Raw genomic sequence first — 19,337 nt, 5'->3', positions numbered from 1 at the left:
GTCAGGAACCCGCGTGCAGCAGGCCGAGGAGGCCGTGCGACTCGTCCTGCGGGCCTGCGGTGAACAGCACGTCGTGGGTCGAGCCCTCGGTGCCGTTGCCGGGCAGCAGCGCCCACAGCCCGTCGATGGTGACCGCCTTGCCACCAGGACCCCGGAGCGTGCCGACGAGGTCGAGGGTCCCCGGGTCGTAGGCGTGGATCCGGCCGTCGCCGAAGTTGCCCACCAGCAGGTCACCCGAGAACCTGCCGAAGCCGGACGGCGCGATGGTCAGGCCCCAGGGCGCGTTCAGCACCGTGTGGTCCGAGGCGCGCCGGACGAGCTTGCCGCCAAGGGTGAACACGTCGACCCGGCCCAGCCCTGCACCGGCCACCTCGTCGACATGGGCACTGTCCCGCTTGGCGAACGCGACGTACACCCTGTCGCCGGACACCATCACGTTGAACGGCGCATAGCCGTGCGGCAGCCGCGCGTCGGTGAAGCTGCCCTTGGTGGCGACCCGCTTGAAGTCGCCGTTGTAGACGTCGACGACGCCGGCGGAGAAGTTGGCGGCGTACAGCCTCGGGCCGCTGGGCGTCTGCCCCATGGCCAGGCCCTTGTCGACCGCGCCGGGGGTGACGACGGCGTCGACGGCGTGGGTCGACGGCGATGCCCCGGTGGCAGCGACGGCCGGGTTCCAGCCACTGAGGTGGCCGGTCTCCCCGACGAAGAGGAACCGGGCGGGGGCGGCGTGACCGGCCGCGTCACGGACCACGAAGGACGTCGTGGGGTTCGAGACCTGGCCCGTGGGCGCGCCTCCCGGGATGCTGACGACGAGCGGCACGGTGGTCTGGGCGCTGCCGTCCACCCCGCCGGAGTACAGCGTGGTCACGCCGGTGCCGTTGTCGGAGACCCACAGGGGGCTGGTGCCGAGGTAGGAAGCACCCCAGGCGTTCACGAGGTGCGGATCGGTGACCTTGGCCATCCCCGGCACGTCGGAGACGAGGTTGACCTGGTGGTAGGCGGAGGGCGCGGAGGCGCCGGCTGGGGCGCTGACGGCGAGCAGCCCGATGGCTGCGCCGAGGCCGGCGCCGAGCGCCAGCAGCGGTGAGGGACGACGGATGTGATGCGTCATGGACAACCTCCTGGACAGAGGCGGACAGCCCGGGATGGACCGGCGCCATGAGGTAGACGAGGGCCGGCCGTGCAGAGTTCAGAGAGCGCCGCCCCGGGCGGGTGACGTTGGCCCCTGACCCCCTCATGAGGCCACGGCGACGATGACGGTATGGGTGGTGGGACCCGAGGTGCCTCGGTCGACCTGTTCTGGCTCCCCCTCGGCGCCGGCGGGCACTTCGTCCGTTGGAACGGCCGGCTCTACGAGCGGTGGAGCGCGCGGCGAGAGGGCCGGCTCCCGTCCGACCTGTACCACTGCGGGTTGATGGTCCACCTCCGCGGCACCGCCTACGCCGTCGAGATGGGCCCGGTGTGGAACGTCACCGACCCCGACCGCGGTGTCGTCGTCGAGGGGCCGGTGGGGGCGAGGTGGCTGGGCCGGTTCCGCGCCTTCCGCTACGAGATGCGCTGCTGGCCGGGAGGCCACCTCCCGGACGTGGCGGCGGCGGTGGACAGCCCGGTGCGGCTGACGGAGGACCTGCACCGCGCCGCAGCGGTGGTCCGGACGCTCCCCGACCTCCCAGTCCTGACGTGGGGACGGGACGAGCTGGGCACGGGCGAGATGTGGAACTCCAACTCGGCCGTGGCCTGGGTGCTGGCGCGCACGAGCCATGACGTGACCGCGATCCGGCCTCCTCGAGGGGGTCGAGCACCCGGGTGGGATGCAGGGCTGGCGCTGGCCGACCGGCAGTCGCGCGCCACGTCAGGCGAACCGACGGTGCGCGACGAGGCGCGCGGCGGCCAGCGTGACGAGCGCGGCGAGGAGGATCGCGACGGCCTCGGCCGGTAGGGGGCCGTAGGTCCCCGGTGAGGCGACCAGCAGGAGGACAGCGACGCCGATGGCCGTGCCGAGCTGCGCCCCCGTGTTGAGCACTCCCGTGGCCGTGGCGACCTCGTGCTCGGGCAGGTCGGTGCCGATGTCGTTGAACGCCACCGACGACGCCCCGAGCCCTGCCCCGAGGAACGCCAGGCCCACGACGGTCCCGGCCACGGTCCACCCGGTGCCCGCCCCGCCGCCGGCGACCATCGTGCCGGAGACGACCACATTGCCCACGCCCATGCTGTCCAGCCCGGCGACAGCCGGCCGACGGGGCCCTCGCGCCCGCGCCAGCCGGGCCGCCGCCGCGGACCCGACCACCACCGCGAGGCTGAGGGCCAGCAACGTCAGCCCGGCGCCGAAGGCGCTGAACCCGTGCCGGCGCTGAAGGTGGAGGGTGAGCAGGACCGCCGTCGAGCTGGTGGCTGCCGTGTTGACGAACGAGCCCAGCGTGCCGGCGAGGAGCTGTGGGGTGCGCAGCGTCGACACCGAGACCAGCGGTCGCCGAGCACGCCGCAGCCACACCGCCAGGAGCACCCCGAGGGCCGCGCCGGCAAGCACGACCAGCAGGCCTGGGACGCGCGAACCGTCCTCCTGCACCAGCGCCGCCCCCAGCACCAGGCCCATCACGGAGGTCACGAGCAGCAGCGCGCCCACCGCGTCGAGGGAGGCGGCGCGGTCCCGCGCGGGCGGCACCCGCACCCAGTACCGGACTCCCCCTGCGAGCCCGACGGCGAGCGGGACGTTGACCCAGAAGATCGCGCGCCAGCCCAGGAGCTCGGTCAGGAGGCCGCCCACGAACAGGCCGCTCGCCCCAGCCGCGGCTCCCGCTGCGCTCCACAGACCGAGCGCCCTGGCGCGCTGACCAGTGGCGGTCGCGGCGGCCAGCAGCAGGCTCAGCGCTGCCGGCACCGTCAGGGCCGACGCGGCTCCCTGGACCGCGCGGGCGAGCACGAGCTGCCACGCGTGCCCTGCCAGCGCGCCGACACCGCCCGCGACGGCGAAGACCAGCAGGCCGACCAACAGCATCCTGACGTGGCCGTACCGGTGGCCGAGCCGCGCCCCGACCACGAGCAGGCCCCCGAAGAGCATCGCGTAGGCCGTGGCGATCGGCCCCGCCGCAGCGTCCCCTGCGCCGACTCCGTCGAGCATCGAGGGGATCGCGACGATGGCGGCGGTGACGCCCAGCACGTCGACGAACTGCACCAGGCACAGGACGACGACCGTGGCGCTGGAGCCAGGGCTACGACGAACCATGTCGACGACGCTACCCACGACGTCGGACATCTCGGGCGCGACCGCTGTGCCCGCGTCAGGTCCCCGGGCCGGTGGCCGTTGACGGCGCGCCGGCGGGCGCGGAACCACCCTCGGCGCCACGCAGCCTCCGTGGCCAGGCGCTGAGGCCACCGAGGACGCTGAGGAGGGCGGGCACCAGGACCGAACGCACGACCAGCGCGTCGATGAGCACCCCCAGCGCCATGACGAACGCCAGCTCCCGGAACTGGCGAAGCGGCACCAGGGCGAGCATCCCGAAGCTGGCCGCCAGGGTGATGCCGGCCGCCGTGATGGCGCCTGATGTCTCGGGCACCCGTTCGGCGATCGCCTTGCGCAGGGTCGTGTGCCTGGCGCGGGTCCAGACGTGACCGACCCCGTAGATGTTGTAGTCGGAGCCCAGGGACAGGAGCAGCACCGAGGCGGCGAACGGCACGTAGAAGGCCACCCCTTCGTGGCCGAGCCGGTCCTGGAAGAGCAGCGTCAGGCACCCCAGGGATGCGGCGAGGGCGAGCAGGCTGCAACCGAGCAGCAGCACGGGCGCGACGACGGCGCGCAGGAAGACCATGAGCAGGAGCAGGTTGACCGCCAGGACGGCGATCGCGATGCGGCGCAGGTCGGCGTTGGTGGCTGCCACGAGCTCGCCCGCGACGGCGGTGTCGCCGGCCACGCCGTGCTGCGCACCGCCCAGCCCCGCGCGCTGGAGCAGGCTCGGCATGGTGGCCGACAGGCGCTCCAGGTCACTGATCGCCCTGGGGCCCAGCGGGTCGTGGTCCAGGATGACGAGGAAGCGCGCGGCGTCCCCCGTACGGCTCACCAACGCACCGCGCACCACCTCGTCGGGGAGCGCGCTCGGGCTCACAACACCGGCCACACCGGGCTGTCCCTGCAGCTCGCGCGCCAACCGGGTGAGCTTCACCGGGTCGTTGCCGACGGCTGGGCCCTGCAGCAGCACCTCGGTCGGGGCCACGATGCCGGGGGCAAAGCCGGCGGCCGCCGCCGTCGCGGCCTCGTGGGCCGGGTTGTCGGATGGCAGGGCAGCCACGAACGACACCCCCAGCCGCAGCCGCCCCGCGTCGGCACCCAGCACGGCCAGCCCGACGACGCACGTGGCCCCCAGGACGAACGCCACCACCCGGACCGTCAGGACTCTGGCGGCCCCGCGGGCCACGCTGATCCGTCGTGCCTTCCTCGGTCGTGAGGGCCAGAACAGCGCGCGGCCGAAGATGGCCAGGAGGGCCGGCAGCAGCGTCACCGAGACGACCACGGACACCAGCACCGACAGGGACAGCACCGGGCCGAAGGCACGGAAGAAGCCGGAGTGGGCGACGAGCATCGCCGCGCTGCCCGCGGCCACGGCGAGACCGGCCACGAGGACGATCCGGCCCGTCTGCGCGGCTGAGTTCTTCGCGGCGGTCAACCGGTCTGCCCCGTCGTCGAGCCCCGTGCGCATGCTGGAGAGGAAGAAGATCGCGTAGTCCGTGACGATGCCGAGCACCAGTGCCAGCACGAGCGGCTTGAGCTCGTCAGGCACCCCGCCGCGCACGAACCCGCCGACGTAGTTGGTCACCCGGACCGCCAGGAAGTAGGAGACCGCGGCGGTCAGCAGGGCCACGAACGGTGCGATGAGCGACCGGAACTTCAGGGCGACGATGCCGATGACGACTGCGAGCGTGGCGCACTCGAGCAGCAGGAGCCGGCCGTAGAGGATCTTGGACTGAGCGACCTGCGCCGGCACCGTCCCGGTCACCCCGACGAGGTGGTCGTCCGCCTGGTTGACGTGCACGCGCCCGAACCGCTGCGCCGCGGCGACCTCGTCGCCGAAGGTGGTGTGGGGCTTGGTGAACACGAAGCTCAGCGCCGTCGTGCCCACCTCGGACGACGACGGGAAGACACCCACCGTGTTGACGACCGGGATCACGGCGGCGATGTCGCCGACGTCGCGCTCCTCGCCCTTGGTCACCGCCACGGCCCGTTCCACCACCCGTCGCTGGGCAGCCTCCGAGAGGCCATGAGGGTCGCGTTGCACCAGGAGCGTGCGTGACAGGACCGGGAACCCGAAGGCCTTGGCCGATGCGGTCTCCGTCGCGATCGCGCGGCTGTTGGGCGGCGCGAACCCGCCGAGGTCGGCGTTCGGGATCGTGGCGGGGAGCCATACGGCGGCCGCGACCGCGCCCACCGCCCACCCCAGCACGACGAACCACCGGAAGGTGACCACCAGCCAGGCGTACGCCCGCGCCAGGAAACCGGCCTCGGACCTGCGCCACGACCTCATCGACCAGCCCCTTTCCTCGGCGAGGTACTTCTACCCCGAAGTGGGTCGCGCACACCACCGACGCGCGGCGGGACGCGTGGTGGCGGCGGAGGGCGGCAGCGCCAGCCGCCGTTTCTTGCGAGGCTGGACCCGTGACAGGACGAGACCGCGACCGGGACACCCAGGGCAGGGCCCGCCAGGCGAGGCCCCGCGACGCGCTCGGGCGCCCCTTGCCGTACGGAGCCGAAGGGGTCGAGCCCGTACCAGAGGACCCGCTGCCACCGGCCGAGACGCTGACCGTGGCGAGAGGGCTGGTCGAGGCCGGGCGCCCGTTCGCAGCCCACGAGGTGCTGGAGGCGCGGTGGAAGGCCGGCCCCGACACTGAACGCGACCTGTGGCAGGGGCTCGCGCAGCTCTGCGTCGCCATCACCCACGCGGCGCGGGGCAACCAGGTGGGCGCGGACCGGTTGTTCGACCGGGCGGCCCAGAGGCTGGAGGCGTTCGCTGCGACCGGGCACGATGCCTACGGTCTCGACGTCGGCTCCGTCGCCGAGCGCGCACGCAGACACGAGGGATGCTTCTGACCGTGCACCGTCAGGTGCGCGGTGCCTGAGGGTGCACCTCGTGACTCGAGCGCTCCATACCCGGCTGTGGCAACCTTGCGGAGGTGAACCTTCCTCGCCACGACGTCGACCCTGATGGACTGCTCGAGTACTCGGTGGTCTTCACCGACCGGTCCCTCAACCACATGTCCCAACGCTTCGTGGGCGTCATGCAGGACATCATCGACGTCCTGCGCACGACCTACAGCGCCCACACGGTCGCGCTCGTGCCCGGCGGCGGCACGTTCGGTATGGAGGCAGTGGCGCGCCAGCTCGCGACCGGCCAACGCTGCCTCGTCGTGCGCAACGGCCTGTTCTCCTACCGCTGGTCGCAGATCCTCGACGCCGGCTCGGTGGCGAGCGGGACGACCGTGTGCCGTGCGCGCCCGGCCTCCGACCAGCCCCAGGCCGCATGGGCCCCGGCTCCCGTCGCCGAGGTCGTCGAGGCGATCGAGCGAGACCGCCCCGGGGTCGTCTTCGCCCCCCACGTCGAGACGGCAGCCGGGATCCTGCTGCCCGACGACTACGTCCGCGCCGTCGCCGACGCGACTCACGCGGTCGGTGGGCTGTTCGTCCTCGACTGCATCGCGTCAGGGGCGATGTGGGTCGACATGGAGGCGCTCGGTGTCGACGTGCTGCTGAGCGCCCCGCAGAAGGGGTGGAGCGGCTCGCCGTGCGCCGGGTTCGTGATGCTGGGCGAGACCGCTCGGGAGCGGGTCATGGCGACCACCTCCTCCAGCTTCGCGATCGACCTGCAGAAGTGGCTGACGATCACCGAGGCCTACACCGAGGGCCACACGCCGTACCACGCGACGATGCCCACGGACGCCCTTGCGCGCGATGCCGCCATCATGCTCGAGACCCGTTCGCTGGGCCTCGACGTACTGCGCGACGCCCAGGTCTCGCTCGGCACCCAGGTGCGGGCGATGCTGGGAGAGCACGGCTTTCCTTCGGTCGCCGCCGAGGGTTTCGCGGCCCCCAGCGTGGTGGTGTCCTTCACCGACGACCCGGATGTCCGCAGCGGCGCGAAGTTCAAGAAGCGCGGCCTCCAGGTGGCGGCCGGTGTGCCGCTGATGTGTGGCGAGCGGGACGACTTCTCCACGTTCAGGATCGGGCTGTTCGGACTCGACAAGCTCACCGACGTCGACGGCACCGTCGAGCGGCTCCGGGCCCAGCTCGACGGCTGACCGAGGGACAGGGCCGCCGACTGCAACGGACCCGAGCCGAGCAGCGAACCTCTGGCCGCGGCATACCTCACGGAGGCATCCTTGGCTCAGGAGGTCGGCCATGGGCAAGAAGGGCAAGGGCAAGGGCGGCAAGGGGACCAAGGGCGGCGGGCACTACCTGTCGCCGGGGGTCTACATCGAGGAGGGCCCCTCCGGCAGCAGACCGATCGAGGCCGTCGGGACGTCCATCGCCGCGTTCGTGGGGTTGTCGCCCTTCAGCCCCCTGCGGCTGGTCCGGACCGTCGCCCTGGCCACGGCCCTGGCGGTGGTGGTGCGACGGGTCCGCTGAGGGGCCAGTGCGAGAAGTGCCTCCGCGAGCCGGGGTTGGGCGGGGCGCCGTCCGGGTAGCAAGGAGCCGGACCCTCAAGGAAGGAGGCCGACATGTCGAAGGACCTCAGTGACAGCGAGAACCGCAAGAAGCTGAAGAAGTCTTCGTTCGCGCTGCCGGACCAGGAGAAGTACCCGATCCCTGACATCGAGCACGCCCGCAACGCCTTGGCCCGGGTGGCCCAGCACGGGTCGGAGGCCGAGAAGAAGAAGGTCCGTGCAGCGGTCGAGAAGAAGTACCCGAGCCTGAAGAAGGACGACTGATCAGCGACGAGGACCATCGACGAGGACCATCGCCCCTAGGCCGGGGTCCGACCGGCGGACGACCCTGAGGTGCCGAACCCGGGAGGACCGGATACCGGGCAGGAGCGACATCTGGGAGCCGCATGGCCAGCAGCACGCGCAGGCGGACGGAGCCGGTGGACGCGATCTGGCTCAGCATGGACCGTCCCAGCAACCGCATGGTCATCGTCACGCTGATGTTCCTGGCGTCCGCGCCCGACTGGGACGAGGTCGTCCACCTGCTCCGGACCCGGGTGCTGGACTGCTACCCCGTGTTCAGGCAGCGACCTGTCGCCGCCCCGCTGGGGTTCGGCCTCCCGCAGTGGGAGGACGACCCCACGTTCGATGTCGACCACCACGTCAAGAGGCTGACGCTCGCCGCACCGGGTGACGACCACGCGCTGCAGTCGCACGTGGAGGAGCACCTCCACCTGCCGATCGACCCCCACCATCCGCTGTGGGAGGTGCAGCTCATCGACGGTCACGGGGACGGCGCGGTGGTGTTCAGCCGCGTCCACCACGCGATGGCGGACGGCATCTCGCTGGCTCGCGTGCTCCTGTCCCTGACCGACGGGGACGAGGACGTGGGGGCAGCGGACGTGGGGGCGGCAGACGAAGGACCCGCGCGAGGCCGGCGCAGCCCCGTCGGGGCATCGGCAGCCCTGGCCCGTGACGGCCTCGGTCAGCTCATGAGGTTGGGCACCCCGTCGGGAGGAGCAGCCCTCCTGCGAGGCGGGATCCGCACGACCGAGGTCGTGGCCCAGCTGTTGTCGACGCACAGCTCGCCGAGCGTGCTGGATGGCGCCCCGTCCACGTACAAGCGGGTGGTGTGGACCGGCCCGCTGCCCCTGGACGAGCTCAAGGAGGTTGCGCAGCTCCAAGGGGGCACGCTCAACGACGTGCTGATGAGCGCGATGGCGGGGGCATTGTGCCGCTACCAGCAGGAGCACGGTGCGGGCCCGGTCGACCTCGTGACGATGGTGCCTGTCAACCTCCGCCCGCTGGACCGGCCGCTCCCGCCGACGCTCGGAAACCGTTTCGCCCTGGTGTTCTTCACCTATCCCAGCGGCACCACCCAGCTGCTGGCCCGGCTCGCCGAGACCAAACGCCGGATGGACTGGCTCAAGCGCTCACCCGAGGCGCCGCTGACCTTCGCGCTCATGGGCGTCATCGCGCGGACGGTTCCCGCCGTGGAACGAGTCCTGGTGGACTTCTTCGCGAACAAGGCGATCGGCGTGACGACCAATGTCGCCGGCCCCACGTCGCAACGCCTGCTCGCAGGGGTGCCGGTGACCGGGGTGCTCGGCTGGGTCCCGGGATCGGGTCGCCAGACCCTCGGGACCTGCATCTTCACGTATGCCGGCAACGTCCAGGTCGGCATCATGGCCGACGCTGCGGTGGTGCACGATCCGGAGGCCCTGCTGGCGGCCTTCGAGGACGAAGCGGCGGCGCTGGTCCGTCTGGCCAAGTGGCATTGAGCTTCATTGATCTCTACCTAGGGCCTAGGTAGACTACGCGTGTGGGCCGCCAACCGCGCATGACCATCCCGACCCAGCTGGTGCTGCAGGCCTTCCTCGGGGAGGCCACGCGCGAGCGGTACGGCAGCGACATCGGCGCGGAGGCCGGCCTCCCGAGCGGCACCGTCCACCCGATCCTCGCCAGGCTCGAGGGCATCGGCTGGCTGGAGTCGCGGTGGGAGGACATCGACCCCCGGGCCGCAGGTCGCCCCGCCCGCCGGTACTACCGCCTCACCGAGTCGGGCGCCGTGTCGGCGCCGACCGCACTGGCCAGGGCACACCGGCCGCGTCGCCCCTTCGCGGTGCCGCTACCCGCGAGCGGGGAGGCGTGACGTGCGCACCCTGCCGCCGTCACTGGCAGGTCAGGTCGGCCACGGCCACCCGTGGGCCAGGCGTGCCGTGCGGCTCGCCACGTCCACCCTTCCTCGCGGCCCGGTACGGGACCGCTACCGCGCAGAGCTCCTCGCCGAGCTCGACCCGCTGACCGTGAGCGCCCAGGCGAAGTTCGCCACGGGCGTCCTCGCCAGCTCTCTCGCACTGCGCAGGGCGGTGTCGTCACACCCGAGCCCGACACCCGTGGAGGTCGCCATGACCACTCCCCGAAAGCCTCTCCTCTGCCGCACCAACCTCCACCACGACTGGGAGTCGGCGCACACCCCGGACGGCCAGCGCTTCGTCCGCTGCGCCAACTGCCACAAGGAACGCGGCGACGGCCGGACCGGCATGTCCGGAGCCGGGATCAGCATCGGTGGCATGGGCTGAGCGGTGCTGTTCGTCAGGGGTACCGCGCAGGTCGACGTCTTCGACGAGATGGTGCCCAAGTACGCCGCCGCGGCGACCCGGTACCTCGGCCCCGACGCGGCAGCGGCCTGGCTGGAGCCGCTGCGCTCCCAGCCCATGGCGCGCATACGGGTCACGCCCATGGCGGCGCGCATCCTCGACTTCGAGACCCGCTTCCCCAGCGCCATGTCGGCCTGAGGTCCGGTTCAGGGCGAGAAGAGCGGCGGAGCGGCGGCTGCGACCAGGGGGTCAGCGGTACTCGGCGGGCCCGCGCTCGTCCTCGGCGTCCTCTGCGGCCTCGTCGTCGCCGTGCACCGTGCCGTGGCCGGCCGCAGCAGCCGCCTGCTTGGCCTCGGTGCGCCGCTGCACGCGTTCAGCCAGCTGGCGGGTGCTCTCCTCGCGGAACCGGGCGAGCACGAAGTACGACAGGACCATCGACACCAGCGCGGAGAGGACGAGCAGCATCCACTGCTGGTCGCGGTCGCGCAGGCCGAGCAGCCAGAAGAGCGACAGCACCCCGAAGAAGATGAGCAGGCGCAGGACGGTGTAGCGGAGCATGGTGGTGCGCGTTCCTCACAAGCCGGAGTAGGAGTGCTGGCCCACGAAGAACACGTTGACCACGGCGAAGTTGACGATGATGCAGGCGTAGCCGGCCAGGGCGATGTAGCTGGCGGTCTGGCGGCTGATGCCGCTGGTCGCCCGCGAGTGCAGGAAGGCCGCGTAGACCACCCAGATCACGAACGTCCAGACCTCCTTGGGGTCCCAGTTCCAGTAGGACGCCCACGCCTGGCGCGCCCAGATGGCGCCGGCGATCAGGGTGAAGGTCCACAGCGGGAACGCCACGATGTACAGGCCGTAGGCCGTGCGCTCCAGCGACGCGGCGTCAGGGAACCTGTCGAGCACGCTGGAGCGGCCGGAGCGGGCGAAGGCGTCCTTGACCAGGTACACCGCGGTCGCCGCCGCACCGATGGTGAACACGGCGGTGGCGAGGACGGCGACGGTGACGTGGATGACGAGCCAGTAGCTCTGGAGAGACGGCAGGAGCTCGGCGGCCTCGGTGTACCAGACGCGGACGGCCATGCCGAGCACGAGCAGGATCGGGCCGGTGATGAACAGGCCCAGCCAGCGCAGGTCGCGCCTCGTCGACCAGATCGAGTAGGCCAACGAGGTGAACATCGAGCCCATCACCGCGAACTCGAACATGTTGCCCAGCGGCCACCGGTCGACCGACAGGCCGCGCAGGACCACCGACAGGAGCAGCAGCATCCCTCCGAGCCACGTCGTGGTGGAGCCGATCCCGGCCGCGGCGCGGGCCCGGGACGGCACCTCGGCGGCACTACCGGCGACCGGTGCGGCGCCAGTCGGTTCCGCGTCGGCCGGTGCGACGTCGGCCGACGCGGCGTCGACCGATGCGCTCGTGGCCCCTGCTCCGACGAGCTCACGCTCCGCGGAGCGGTCGCCAGCACGCTCGGCGGCACGGTCGGTGGCGCGGTCGCGCGCCGGCAGCAGCCCGGCGAGGTAGACGGCGTGGCACAGCATGGCGATCGTGAAGACCGCCATCGCGGAGTACAGGCTCACGTTGGCGTATCCGGCGAGCGTCTCGTTCGTCATGTGCTGCTGCCCAATCGTCGTTCCACGGCGGCGAGGACGTCCTCGACCACCTCTTGAAGCCCGTCGTCGTCGCCCTTGGCGAGACCGCCGACCGTCACCACGGTACGTCTGCCGTCCTGCGCAGGCGAAACGCGCACGAACACCCGTCGGCGCCGGATGACGAGTGAGGCGATGAGACCGCCCAGTGCCAGCAGCGCCGCCACGAGCGTGACGTACTTGCCGGGGTCGTGCCGGATCGACAGCCCCGCGAACCGGTCGACGCCGTCGAAGGTGATGGTGCCGCGGTCGCCGGGAAGGGTGAAGGTCTTGCCCGGCTCGAGCCAGATCCGCAGCGGCTGGTCCTTGGCGGTCTTGACCTGCGCCATCTCGGCGGTGTCGAGCACGTAGACCGACTGCGGCCGCCCACCCGGGAAGAGGGTGCCCTCGAAGAGCGTCAGGGCCAGGGCCGGCTTCTTCGCGTCCGGGAAGATCGACGTGGGGCCCTTCTCCTTGTCGATCACCGCGGTCGGCAGGAAGAGCCCCGAGAACCCGAGCTGCTTCGGCTGCGCACCGGGGATCTTCACGGCGCCGACCGAGGTGTAGTTGTTGTCCTGGGCGAGGAAGGGCACCGGCCCGCTGAAGGTCGGGTTGCCGTCCTTGTCACGGACGGTGATGACGGGCGCGTAGCCGTTGCCCAGCAGGAAGACGCCCGCGCCCTTCATCTCCAGCGGGTGGTTGACCTTGATCGTCGCCTGCTTCGGCGTCACGCCCGGCTCGGCGACCGTCGTCACGTGGGCGGTGAAGTCACGCGGCTGGCCGAACTGGCCACGTCCGGTGACGTTCTCCTCGAAGGTCGCGTCGAGCTTGTCGACCTTGATCCGGAACGGCGACAGGCTGGAGGGGTCGACCCAGGGGCCGGGGCTGAACGTGTCGTACTGGATCAGCGAGTTCGCGAACGTCTTGCCGACCGGCACGATGACGTCGCCCTTCCACCCGAACAGGTGGCCCACCGCGACACCGACGATGACGAAGATCAGGGCCAGGTGGAAGACGAGGTTGCCGGTCTCCTTGAGGTAGCCCTTCTCCGCGCTGACGGAGGTCGAGTCGTGCGCGTGCGTGCGGAACCGCTTGCCCTGGAACACCTCCCGCGCGGCGGCCAGGACGGCCTCGGCGTCGGCCCCGGTCTCGGCGGTGGCCGACGAGGGCAGCCGATCCGGTCGGGCGGGAGCGCGCGGCGGCGTCGAGCGCATCGCCTTCCAGTGCACCTTGCTGCGCGGCAGGACACAGCCGACGAGGGAGATGAAGAGCAGCAGGTAGATCGCCGCGAACCACGGCGACGCGTAGACCTCGAAGAACCCCAGCCGGTCCAGCCACGGGCCGGACCTGGGGTGGTTGGCGATCCAGTCGGCGGTGCGCGCGGAGTCGATGCTGCGCTGCGGCCAGATGGAGCCGGGCAGGGCGCCGATCGCGAGGAGGAGCAACAGGAACAGCGCGGTGCGCATGCTCGTCAGCTGCCGCCACATCCAGCGCAGCCAGCCGACCGCGCCGAGGCTCGGCTGGGTGATGCCCTCGGTGACGTCCCTGGTCTGCTGTGCCATGGTCAGATCACCGTCTGGAAGCCGTTGACGAGGGAGGTCTGCACGTACCGCGTCCACGACTCCCAGAGGCCGGTCACGAGGAGCAGGCCGATGACGAGCAGCAGCCCGCCGCCGAAGAGCTGGATGCCGCGCTGGTGCCGCCGCAGGAACGCCGAGACCCCGCCGAACCGCTCGAAGCCGGCGGCGATCAGGACGAACGGCAGCCCCAAGCCGAGCGAGTAGGCCAGCGCCAGCACGATGCCGCGCACCACGGCGGGCTGGTCGCCCGTGGTGGTCGCGAGGAGCACGACGGCGCCGAGGGTCGGGCCGGTGCAGGGCGCCCACCCGAGCCCGAACACAGCCCCCAGGAACGGCGCCCCGGCCAGGCCCGATGCCGGGCGGCGGTGGAGCTTGACCTCGCGCTGGGAGCCGATCCGACTCCCTACCCCGATGAACACCAGGGCCATGAGGATGACGAGCACGCCGCCGAGTCGCATGAGGCCCTGACGGTGCTCGACCAGGGTTGCCCCGACGCCGGCGAGGAAGGCGGTCGTGGCCATGAAGACCACGGTGAACCCCAGCACGAACAGCAGGGCGCCGGCCACCATGCGGTGACGCGAGCGCTGGGCCAGCGACTCGTCGGACAGGCCGGTGACGTAGCCGAGGAAGCCGGGCACGAGGGGCAGCACGCACGGCGACGCGAACGACACCGCGCCGGCGAGGAGCGCGACGACGAGGGCGACCGGGAGGGCACCCGTGGTGACCGTGTCCGTGACGTCTGCGATCAAGGCGCCGGCCTACTTCTCGGCCAGGACGTCGTCGACCAGCCCGTCGAGCGTGGACGACGTCACCTCACCCAGGACGCGGGCGGCGATGCGCCCCTTCGGGTCGAGCACCAGCGTCACGGGAGGCGTGGGCGCCTTGCCCTGCAGCGCCAGGATCAGCTGCCCGTCCTGGTCGTCGAGCGAGGGGTACGGGATGCCCTGGCGCTTGGCGGTCGCCTTGCCCGAGGACGGGTTGTCGCGGGTGTTGATGCCCATGAAGACGACCGGCTTGGCGGCTGCGGCGACGGCCTCGGCCGACTTCTTCAGCTCGGGCGCCTCCTTCTCGCACGGAGGGCACCACGAGGCCCAGACGTTGAGCACCACGACCTTGCCGGCCTGCCCCGCGACCGACCAGGACGCGCCGTCGAGGGTGGTCCCGGAGAGTGCGACCGGCTTGTTGCGCTTGGCGGCGGGGATCTGCTCGACGGTGCCGTCACCGGAGACGTAGCCCTGCCGGTTGCCCGACTTCGCCTGGGCCGCGATGGAGTTGGGGTCCTGCGAGCACGCGGCGAGGGACAGCGCGAGGACGGGAGCCGCGAGCAGCGCGGCCGTCCGCACCGTACGGCGTGGGGCGTGCGACCTCATCCGGTGCCACCCCGCGACTCCGAGACCAGGGCCGCAGCGGGCTCGCTGTAGGTGATGGACTCCAGCTCGTCGCCGACGTAGGTGAACGTGGTCAGCGACGCGAGGCGGCACTCGCGGCGGCGCGGGTCGTGCCACAGGCGCTTGCCGGCGAGCTGGTTGCGCAGGGTCCAGATGGGCAGCTGGTGGGAGACGATGACGGCTTCGTGGCCGCGGGCGTGCTCGCGGGCGTCGGCGACCGCCTCGACCATCCGGGTCGCGATCTCGCTGTAGGGCTCGCCCCACGAGGGGCGCAACGGGTTGACGATCCGGCCCCAGTAGCGCGGGTGCACGAAGGCCAGCGGGCTCATCGACCCCACCTGCTCGCCCTCGAAGGAGTTGCCTGCCTCGATGACCCGGTCGTCCACGGTGATGTCGACGCCGTGCGACGCCGCGACGGGTGCGGCCGTCTCATGCGCCCGGGTCAGCGACGAGGCGACGACGTGCGTGACGTCGTGGTCCTCGAGGTGCCGGGCCGCGGCCTGCGCCATGCGCGTGCCCAGCTCGGAGAGGTGGTAGCCGTCGAGGCGTCCGTAGAGCACGCCGTCGGGGTTGTGGACCTCCCCGTGGCGCAGCAGGTGCACCACGGTGCGGGGGGCGGAGGTCATGAGTCGATTGTCGCAAACGCCTCGGCAGCCGCTGCCGCCGCGGCGGGCACCGCCGAGACGACCCGGTCGACCGCGGCGTCGTCGTGCGCCCCGCTGACGAACCACGACTCGAACGCGCTCGGCGGCAGGTAGACGCCCTGGCTGAGCATCGAGTGGAAGAACGCGCCGAACGCCGGCACGTGCTGGGCACGGGCCTCGTCGTAGTCGGTGACGGCGCCGTCGCGGAAGAACACGCTGAACATGCTCCCCGCGCGCTGGATGGTGTGCGGCACGCCGGCCCGCCCGAGCTCGGTGTCGAGGGCGGCGGTGATGGCGTCGGCCACGTCGTCCAGGCGCTCGTACAGCGCGGGCGTGCACTGCTCGAGGGTCGCCCGGCCCGCCGCGGTCGCCACCGGGTTACCCGACAGGGTGCCCGCCTGGTAGACCGGGCCGACGGGCGCGAGCAGTGCCATGACGTCCGCGCGGCCGCCGAACGCCGCCGCCGGGAAGCCACCACCCATGACCTTGCCGAAGGTGAACAGGTCAGGCGCCCCAGCGTCGTACGGGCCCTCGAGGCCGTACCAGCCGGCGGCCGAGCAGCGGAACCCCGTCATGACCTCGTCGGAGATGAGCAGCGCACCGTGGGCGGCCGTGGTGCGGCGCAGCCCCTCGGTGAAGCCGGGTGCCGGCGGGACGACGCCCATGTTGCCGGGCGAGGCCTCGGTGATGACGGCCGCGATCTCGGCGCCCTGGGCGGCGAACGCCTGCTCCACCGCGGCGAGGTCGTTGTAGGGCAGCACGATCGTCTCGGCAGCCATCTCCTTGGGCACGCCCGCAGAGTCCGGCAGCGCGAACGTCGCGACGCCCGAGCCCGCCTGCGCGAGCAGGGAGTCGACGTGGCCGTGGTAGCAGCCGGCGAACTTCACGATGAGCGAGCGCCCCGTGTAGCCGCGCGCCAGGCGGATGGCGCTCATGGTGGCCTCGGTGCCGCTGGACACCAGGCGCACCTGCTCCACCGGCTCGACCCGGGCGACGATCTCCTCGCAGAGCCGCACCTCGTTCTCGCTCGGGGTGCCGAACGAGAAGCCGTCGGCGGCGGCAGCCTGCACCGCCTCGACCACGGCCGGGTGGCGGTGTCCCAGGATCATCGGGCCCCACGAGCCGACCAGGTCGACGTACTCGCGGCCGTCGACGTCGGTCAGGTAGGGGCCGTTGCCGGAGGCCATGAACCGCGGCGTGCCCCCGACGGCGCGGAACGCACGGACCGGCGAGTTGACGCCTCCCGGGGTGACGGCGAGGGCGCGCTCGAGCAGGGCCTGCGAAGCCGGGGCGTCGAAGGGGTATGGCGTCATGCCCCCCATTGTCACAGCCCTACCTGAGCGCCCGAGCCCGGGTGCTGCGGCCGGCGTGCGCAGGCTCACAGGCACGGCCGTGTGTGGGATCAGACCTCGCTGCACGAGGGCAGGCCCCCGGCCAGGATGGCGTCCCGGACGGCGGCCATGGCGAGGCCGAGGCCGGCGAACTGCTCGGGCGTCATGGTGTCGACGATGTTGCGCCGGACGCTCTCGATGTGGACCTGGGCCATCTCGCGGACGGCCTCCAGCCCGCGCTCGGTGAGCACCAGCTCGACGCCGCGGCGGTCCTCCAGGCAGGACTCGCGCCGGACCCAGCCGCGCTTCTCGAGCCGCGCGGCGGTGTGGGTGAGGCGGCTGCGCGACTGCACGACGAGGTCGGCCAGCCCGGACATGCGCAGGCGGCGGCCCGGCGCCTCGGAGAGCATCGAGATGATCTCGTACTCGCTCAGCTGGACGCCGTGGGACTGCAGGTCGCGGTCGAGGGCGGCCTCCAGCAGGCGGCTCCCGCGCAGGTAGGCACGCCAGGCCTCCTGCTGCTCGGTGGTCAGCCAGCGCGGTGGCGCGGTCACGGTGGTGCTCATGGTGGTCAGTATCCCATCTCGACTAGTTGGTTGAAATATAAATCAACTCTGCTATGTTCAACCCAGTGACGCCGCGGGAAAGTCCCGCGGACCACCCCTCGATCCAAGGAGAACCCCCATGGCCAGCATCAACGACCTCCCCGCCGGCACCTGGAACATCGACGCCTCGCACAGCGAGCTCGGCTTCACCGCGCGTCACCTCATGGTGACCAAGGTCCGCGGCAAGTTCAACGAGTTCGAGGGCGCGGCCAAGGTCGCCGACGACGTCACCGCCTCGCAGGTCACCGCCGTCGTCCAGCTCGGCTCGGTCGACACCGGCTCCGCCGACCGCGACGCCCACCTGAAGTCCGGCGACTTCTTCGACGTGGAGAACAACCCCACGATGAGCTTCACCTCCACCGAGGTCAGCGAGGACACCCTCAAGGGCGACCTCACCATCAAGGGCGTCACCAAGCCGGTCGCGTTCGACCTCGAGTTCAACGGCCTGGCCACCGACCCGTGGGGCAACCAGAAGGCCGGCTTCGAGGCCACCACCGAGATCAACCGCAAGGACTTCGGCCTGGAGTGGAACGTCGCCCTCGAGGGTGGCGGCGTGCTCGTCTCCGAGAAGATCAAGATCAACCTCGACGTCCAGCTCGTCAAGGCCGCCTGAGCACCAGCCGACAGGCACCACCAGGGCGCGCAGCACAGCGACGCCGTACGCAGAGGGGCCGGTTCCGTGGGGAACCGGCCCCTCTGGCATGCCCGCGCTGGTGGCCTACGGGTACCCCTCGACGTCCACGTGGCGGGCGATGGTGGCCGTGGCACGGCGGCCGGCCCCGAGCGGGATCGTGGGGACGAGGTCGTCGAGGAAGCCGTAACGGCGCAGCAGCGACTGGTGGTACGAGGTGCGGTCGCCCGACGCGCGTTGGTGGGTCCACCAGTCGGCGATGTCGCCCCAGCCCGGTGCCGCGAGGCTCCCGCCGAACTGCTGCACCGACAGCGACGAGCACAGGGCCGCGAACGCCAGCCGTTGCTGCAGCGGCCACCCCGCCAGCGTCCCGAGCACCATCGAGGCGCCGAACACGTCGCCCGCGCCCGTCGGGTCCATGGCCGGCACGCGCAGCGCCGGCACGACCGCCTCCTCCCCCGTCGCCGAGTCGATCGCGAGGGCACCGGACTCACCGTTGGTGACCACGGCGAGCGGCACCCGGTCGGCGAGGGCGTAGAGCGCCTCGTGCGGAGTGCTGGTGCGGGTGTAGGCCATCGCCTCGCCCGCGTTGGGCAGGAAGCCGTGCACCACCGAGAGCTGGTCGAGGACCTCGGGGGACCAACGACCACTCGGGTCCCAGCCGACGTCGGCGAAGACCAGGGCGCCACCGGCCTGCGCCTGCTGGACCCAGGTCGCCTCGGCCCCGTCGACCAGCGGCCGCTCCTCCGACAGCTCGACCATGACAGCCCTCGAGCGGGGCGGGGTGCCGATGAGCTCCGACGGCCCCAGCGGCGGGGCGTGGCCGTGGCTGACCATGCCGCGGTCCCGGTTGACCGCCATCGACACCGTGACGGGCGAGTGCCATCCCTCGAACCGGCGCGAGCGGCTGAGGTCCACGTGCTCGAAGTCGGCCAGGGTCTCCCAGCAGAAGTCGCCGTAGGCGTCGTCCCCGAACGCTGCGGCCAGCGAGGTCCGCAGACCCAGCCGACGGGCCGCGACAGCGAGGTTGGCGATGCCGCCGGGGCACGACCCCATACCGTCTGCCCACACCTCCTGGCCGTCCTCGGGGAGCGCGGCCAGGCCGGTGAAGATGATGTCGAGGAACACCGTGCCCCAGATGAGCACGTCGAGCTCGGGGGCGTCCGGGGTCCGCAGCGCGGCCAAGGGGTCGTAGGCCTGCTCCTCGGCCTGCTCGGGCACGGCGCGGCTCCTGTCGTCGGTGTGCGGCCAGAATGCCGTGCGGCCACGGCAGTGACAAGCAGCCGGTGGGCACGCGGGGCTAGGT

The 19,337-nt window shown here is 71.9% G+C and carries 22 protein-coding genes; 10 read left to right on the top strand and 12 right to left on the bottom strand.

Annotated features, from left to right (window positions below; translation table 11 throughout):
• Position 1: 1 nt before the first annotated feature.
• Entirely contained in the window at positions 2-1,111 is a 1,110-nt protein-coding gene (locus ASG70_RS01715; RefSeq protein WP_056882134.1) for a TIGR03118 family protein, read from the bottom strand.
• 150 nt (positions 1,112-1,261) lie between these two features.
• Between ASG70_RS01715 and ASG70_RS01710 the strand changes: the two genes are divergently transcribed.
• Positions 1,262-1,939, top strand: a complete 678-nt coding sequence (locus ASG70_RS01710; RefSeq protein WP_200949168.1) for a hypothetical protein — start codon at positions 1,262-1,264, stop codon at positions 1,937-1,939.
• Here ASG70_RS01710 and ASG70_RS01705 read toward each other — a convergent pair.
• Both ASG70_RS01705 and ASG70_RS01700 read right to left on the bottom strand, forming a co-directional pair.
• Complete coding sequence (locus ASG70_RS01705; protein ID WP_162253880.1) at positions 1,853-3,223, bottom strand: MFS transporter; 1,371 nt, start codon at positions 3,221-3,223, stop codon at positions 1,853-1,855. The genes ASG70_RS01710 and ASG70_RS01705 overlap by 87 nt on opposite strands.
• 55 nt (positions 3,224-3,278) lie before the next feature.
• Entirely contained in the window at positions 3,279-5,513 is a 2,235-nt protein-coding gene (locus tag ASG70_RS01700; protein ID WP_056882132.1) for an MMPL family transporter, read from the bottom strand.
• Between the two features lie 131 nt (positions 5,514-5,644).
• Here ASG70_RS01700 and ASG70_RS01695 point away from each other — a divergent pair, with 131 nt between their 5' ends.
• The 8 genes from ASG70_RS01695 to ASG70_RS01660 all read left to right on the top strand — a co-directional run bounded on the left by ASG70_RS01695 (position 5,645) and on the right by ASG70_RS01660 (position 10,424).
• Complete coding sequence (locus tag ASG70_RS01695) at positions 5,645-6,076, top strand: DUF309 domain-containing protein (protein WP_056882131.1); 432 nt, start codon at positions 5,645-5,647, stop codon at positions 6,074-6,076.
• Positions 6,077-6,159: 83 nt separating this feature from the next.
• A complete protein-coding gene (locus ASG70_RS01690) occupies positions 6,160-7,281 on the top strand; it encodes an aminotransferase class V-fold PLP-dependent enzyme (RefSeq protein WP_056882130.1) in 1,122 nt (373 codons plus the stop codon).
• A 100-nt stretch (positions 7,282-7,381) separates the two neighbouring features.
• Positions 7,382-7,609 carry a hypothetical protein gene (locus tag ASG70_RS01685; RefSeq protein WP_056882129.1) on the top strand — a complete coding sequence of 76 codons (228 nt, stop codon included), beginning with the start codon at positions 7,382-7,384 and terminating at the stop codon, positions 7,607-7,609.
• Between the two features lie 92 nt (positions 7,610-7,701).
• Entirely contained in the window at positions 7,702-7,911 is a 210-nt protein-coding gene (locus tag ASG70_RS01680) for a DUF6582 domain-containing protein (RefSeq protein WP_056882128.1), read from the top strand.
• 122 nt (positions 7,912-8,033) lie between these two features.
• Positions 8,034-9,407, top strand: coding sequence for a wax ester/triacylglycerol synthase family O-acyltransferase (locus ASG70_RS01675; protein WP_056882127.1), 1,374 nt, complete (start codon positions 8,034-8,036; stop codon positions 9,405-9,407).
• Between the two features lie 41 nt (positions 9,408-9,448).
• Positions 9,449-9,778 carry a PadR family transcriptional regulator gene (locus tag ASG70_RS01670; protein WP_235531296.1) on the top strand — a complete coding sequence of 110 codons (330 nt, stop codon included), beginning with the start codon at positions 9,449-9,451 and terminating at the stop codon, positions 9,776-9,778.
• Position 9,779: 1 nt separating this feature from the next.
• The gene (locus ASG70_RS01665) at positions 9,780-10,208 is read left to right on the top strand and encodes a hypothetical protein (protein WP_056882125.1); all 429 of its coding nucleotides are present in this window, start codon (positions 9,780-9,782) and stop codon (positions 10,206-10,208) included.
• A 3-nt stretch (positions 10,209-10,211) separates the two neighbouring features.
• A complete protein-coding gene (locus ASG70_RS01660; RefSeq protein ID WP_056882124.1) occupies positions 10,212-10,424 on the top strand; it encodes a hypothetical protein in 213 nt (70 codons plus the stop codon).
• A gap of 51 nt (positions 10,425-10,475) precedes the next feature.
• On the opposite strand, the gene ASG70_RS01655 is transcribed toward ASG70_RS01660, so the two are convergent.
• From ASG70_RS01655 to ASG70_RS01620, 8 genes are all read right to left on the bottom strand, one after another.
• Positions 10,476-10,784, bottom strand: a complete 309-nt coding sequence (locus tag ASG70_RS01655) for a DUF4229 domain-containing protein (protein ID WP_056882123.1) — start codon at positions 10,782-10,784, stop codon at positions 10,476-10,478.
• Between the two features lie 15 nt (positions 10,785-10,799).
• A complete protein-coding gene (ccsB, locus tag ASG70_RS01650) occupies positions 10,800-11,837 on the bottom strand; it encodes a c-type cytochrome biogenesis protein CcsB (protein WP_056882122.1) in 1,038 nt (345 codons plus the stop codon).
• Complete coding sequence (locus tag ASG70_RS01645; RefSeq protein WP_056882121.1) at positions 11,834-13,414, bottom strand: cytochrome c biogenesis protein ResB; 1,581 nt, start codon at positions 13,412-13,414, stop codon at positions 11,834-11,836. Before ASG70_RS01645 ends, ccsB begins: the two co-directional genes overlap by 4 nt.
• Before the next feature lie 2 nt (positions 13,415-13,416).
• A complete protein-coding gene (locus tag ASG70_RS01640) occupies positions 13,417-14,181 on the bottom strand; it encodes a cytochrome c biogenesis CcdA family protein (protein ID WP_056882120.1) in 765 nt (254 codons plus the stop codon).
• A 9-nt stretch (positions 14,182-14,190) separates the two neighbouring features.
• On the bottom strand, positions 14,191-14,802 hold the full coding sequence (locus ASG70_RS01635) for a TlpA disulfide reductase family protein (protein WP_056882119.1): 612 nt from the start codon (positions 14,800-14,802) through the stop codon (positions 14,191-14,193).
• Positions 14,799-15,446 (bottom strand): histidine phosphatase family protein, encoded by a 648-nt coding sequence (locus ASG70_RS01630; RefSeq protein ID WP_056882118.1) that lies wholly within the window; start codon positions 15,444-15,446, stop codon positions 14,799-14,801. Before ASG70_RS01630 ends, ASG70_RS01635 begins: the two co-directional genes overlap by 4 nt.
• Positions 15,443-16,777, bottom strand: coding sequence for a glutamate-1-semialdehyde 2,1-aminomutase (hemL, locus tag ASG70_RS01625; protein ID WP_082589949.1), 1,335 nt, complete (start codon positions 16,775-16,777; stop codon positions 15,443-15,445). The genes ASG70_RS01630 and hemL overlap by 4 nt, the downstream gene beginning before the upstream one ends.
• 89 nt (positions 16,778-16,866) lie before the next feature.
• Positions 16,867-17,361, bottom strand: a complete 495-nt coding sequence (locus ASG70_RS01620; RefSeq protein ID WP_056882116.1) for a MarR family winged helix-turn-helix transcriptional regulator — start codon at positions 17,359-17,361, stop codon at positions 16,867-16,869.
• 118 nt (positions 17,362-17,479) lie between these two features.
• Here ASG70_RS01620 and ASG70_RS01615 point away from each other — a divergent pair, with 118 nt between their 5' ends.
• Entirely contained in the window at positions 17,480-18,013 is a 534-nt protein-coding gene (locus ASG70_RS01615) for a YceI family protein (RefSeq protein ID WP_056882115.1), read from the top strand.
• A gap of 105 nt (positions 18,014-18,118) precedes the next feature.
• Here ASG70_RS01615 and ASG70_RS01610 read toward each other — a convergent pair whose 3' ends face one another.
• On the bottom strand, positions 18,119-19,252 hold the full coding sequence (locus ASG70_RS01610; protein WP_056882114.1) for a carbohydrate kinase family protein: 1,134 nt from the start codon (positions 19,250-19,252) through the stop codon (positions 18,119-18,121).
• Positions 19,253-19,337: the final 85 nt, after the last annotated feature.

Origin of the sequence: Phycicoccus sp. Soil748, from assembly GCF_001428025.1 — a bacterium.
Lineage (GTDB): Bacteria > Actinomycetota > Actinomycetes > Actinomycetales > Dermatophilaceae > Pedococcus.
Note: the sequence above shows the minus strand (reverse complement) of the source record. Positions and strands in the feature narration are given on the sequence as shown.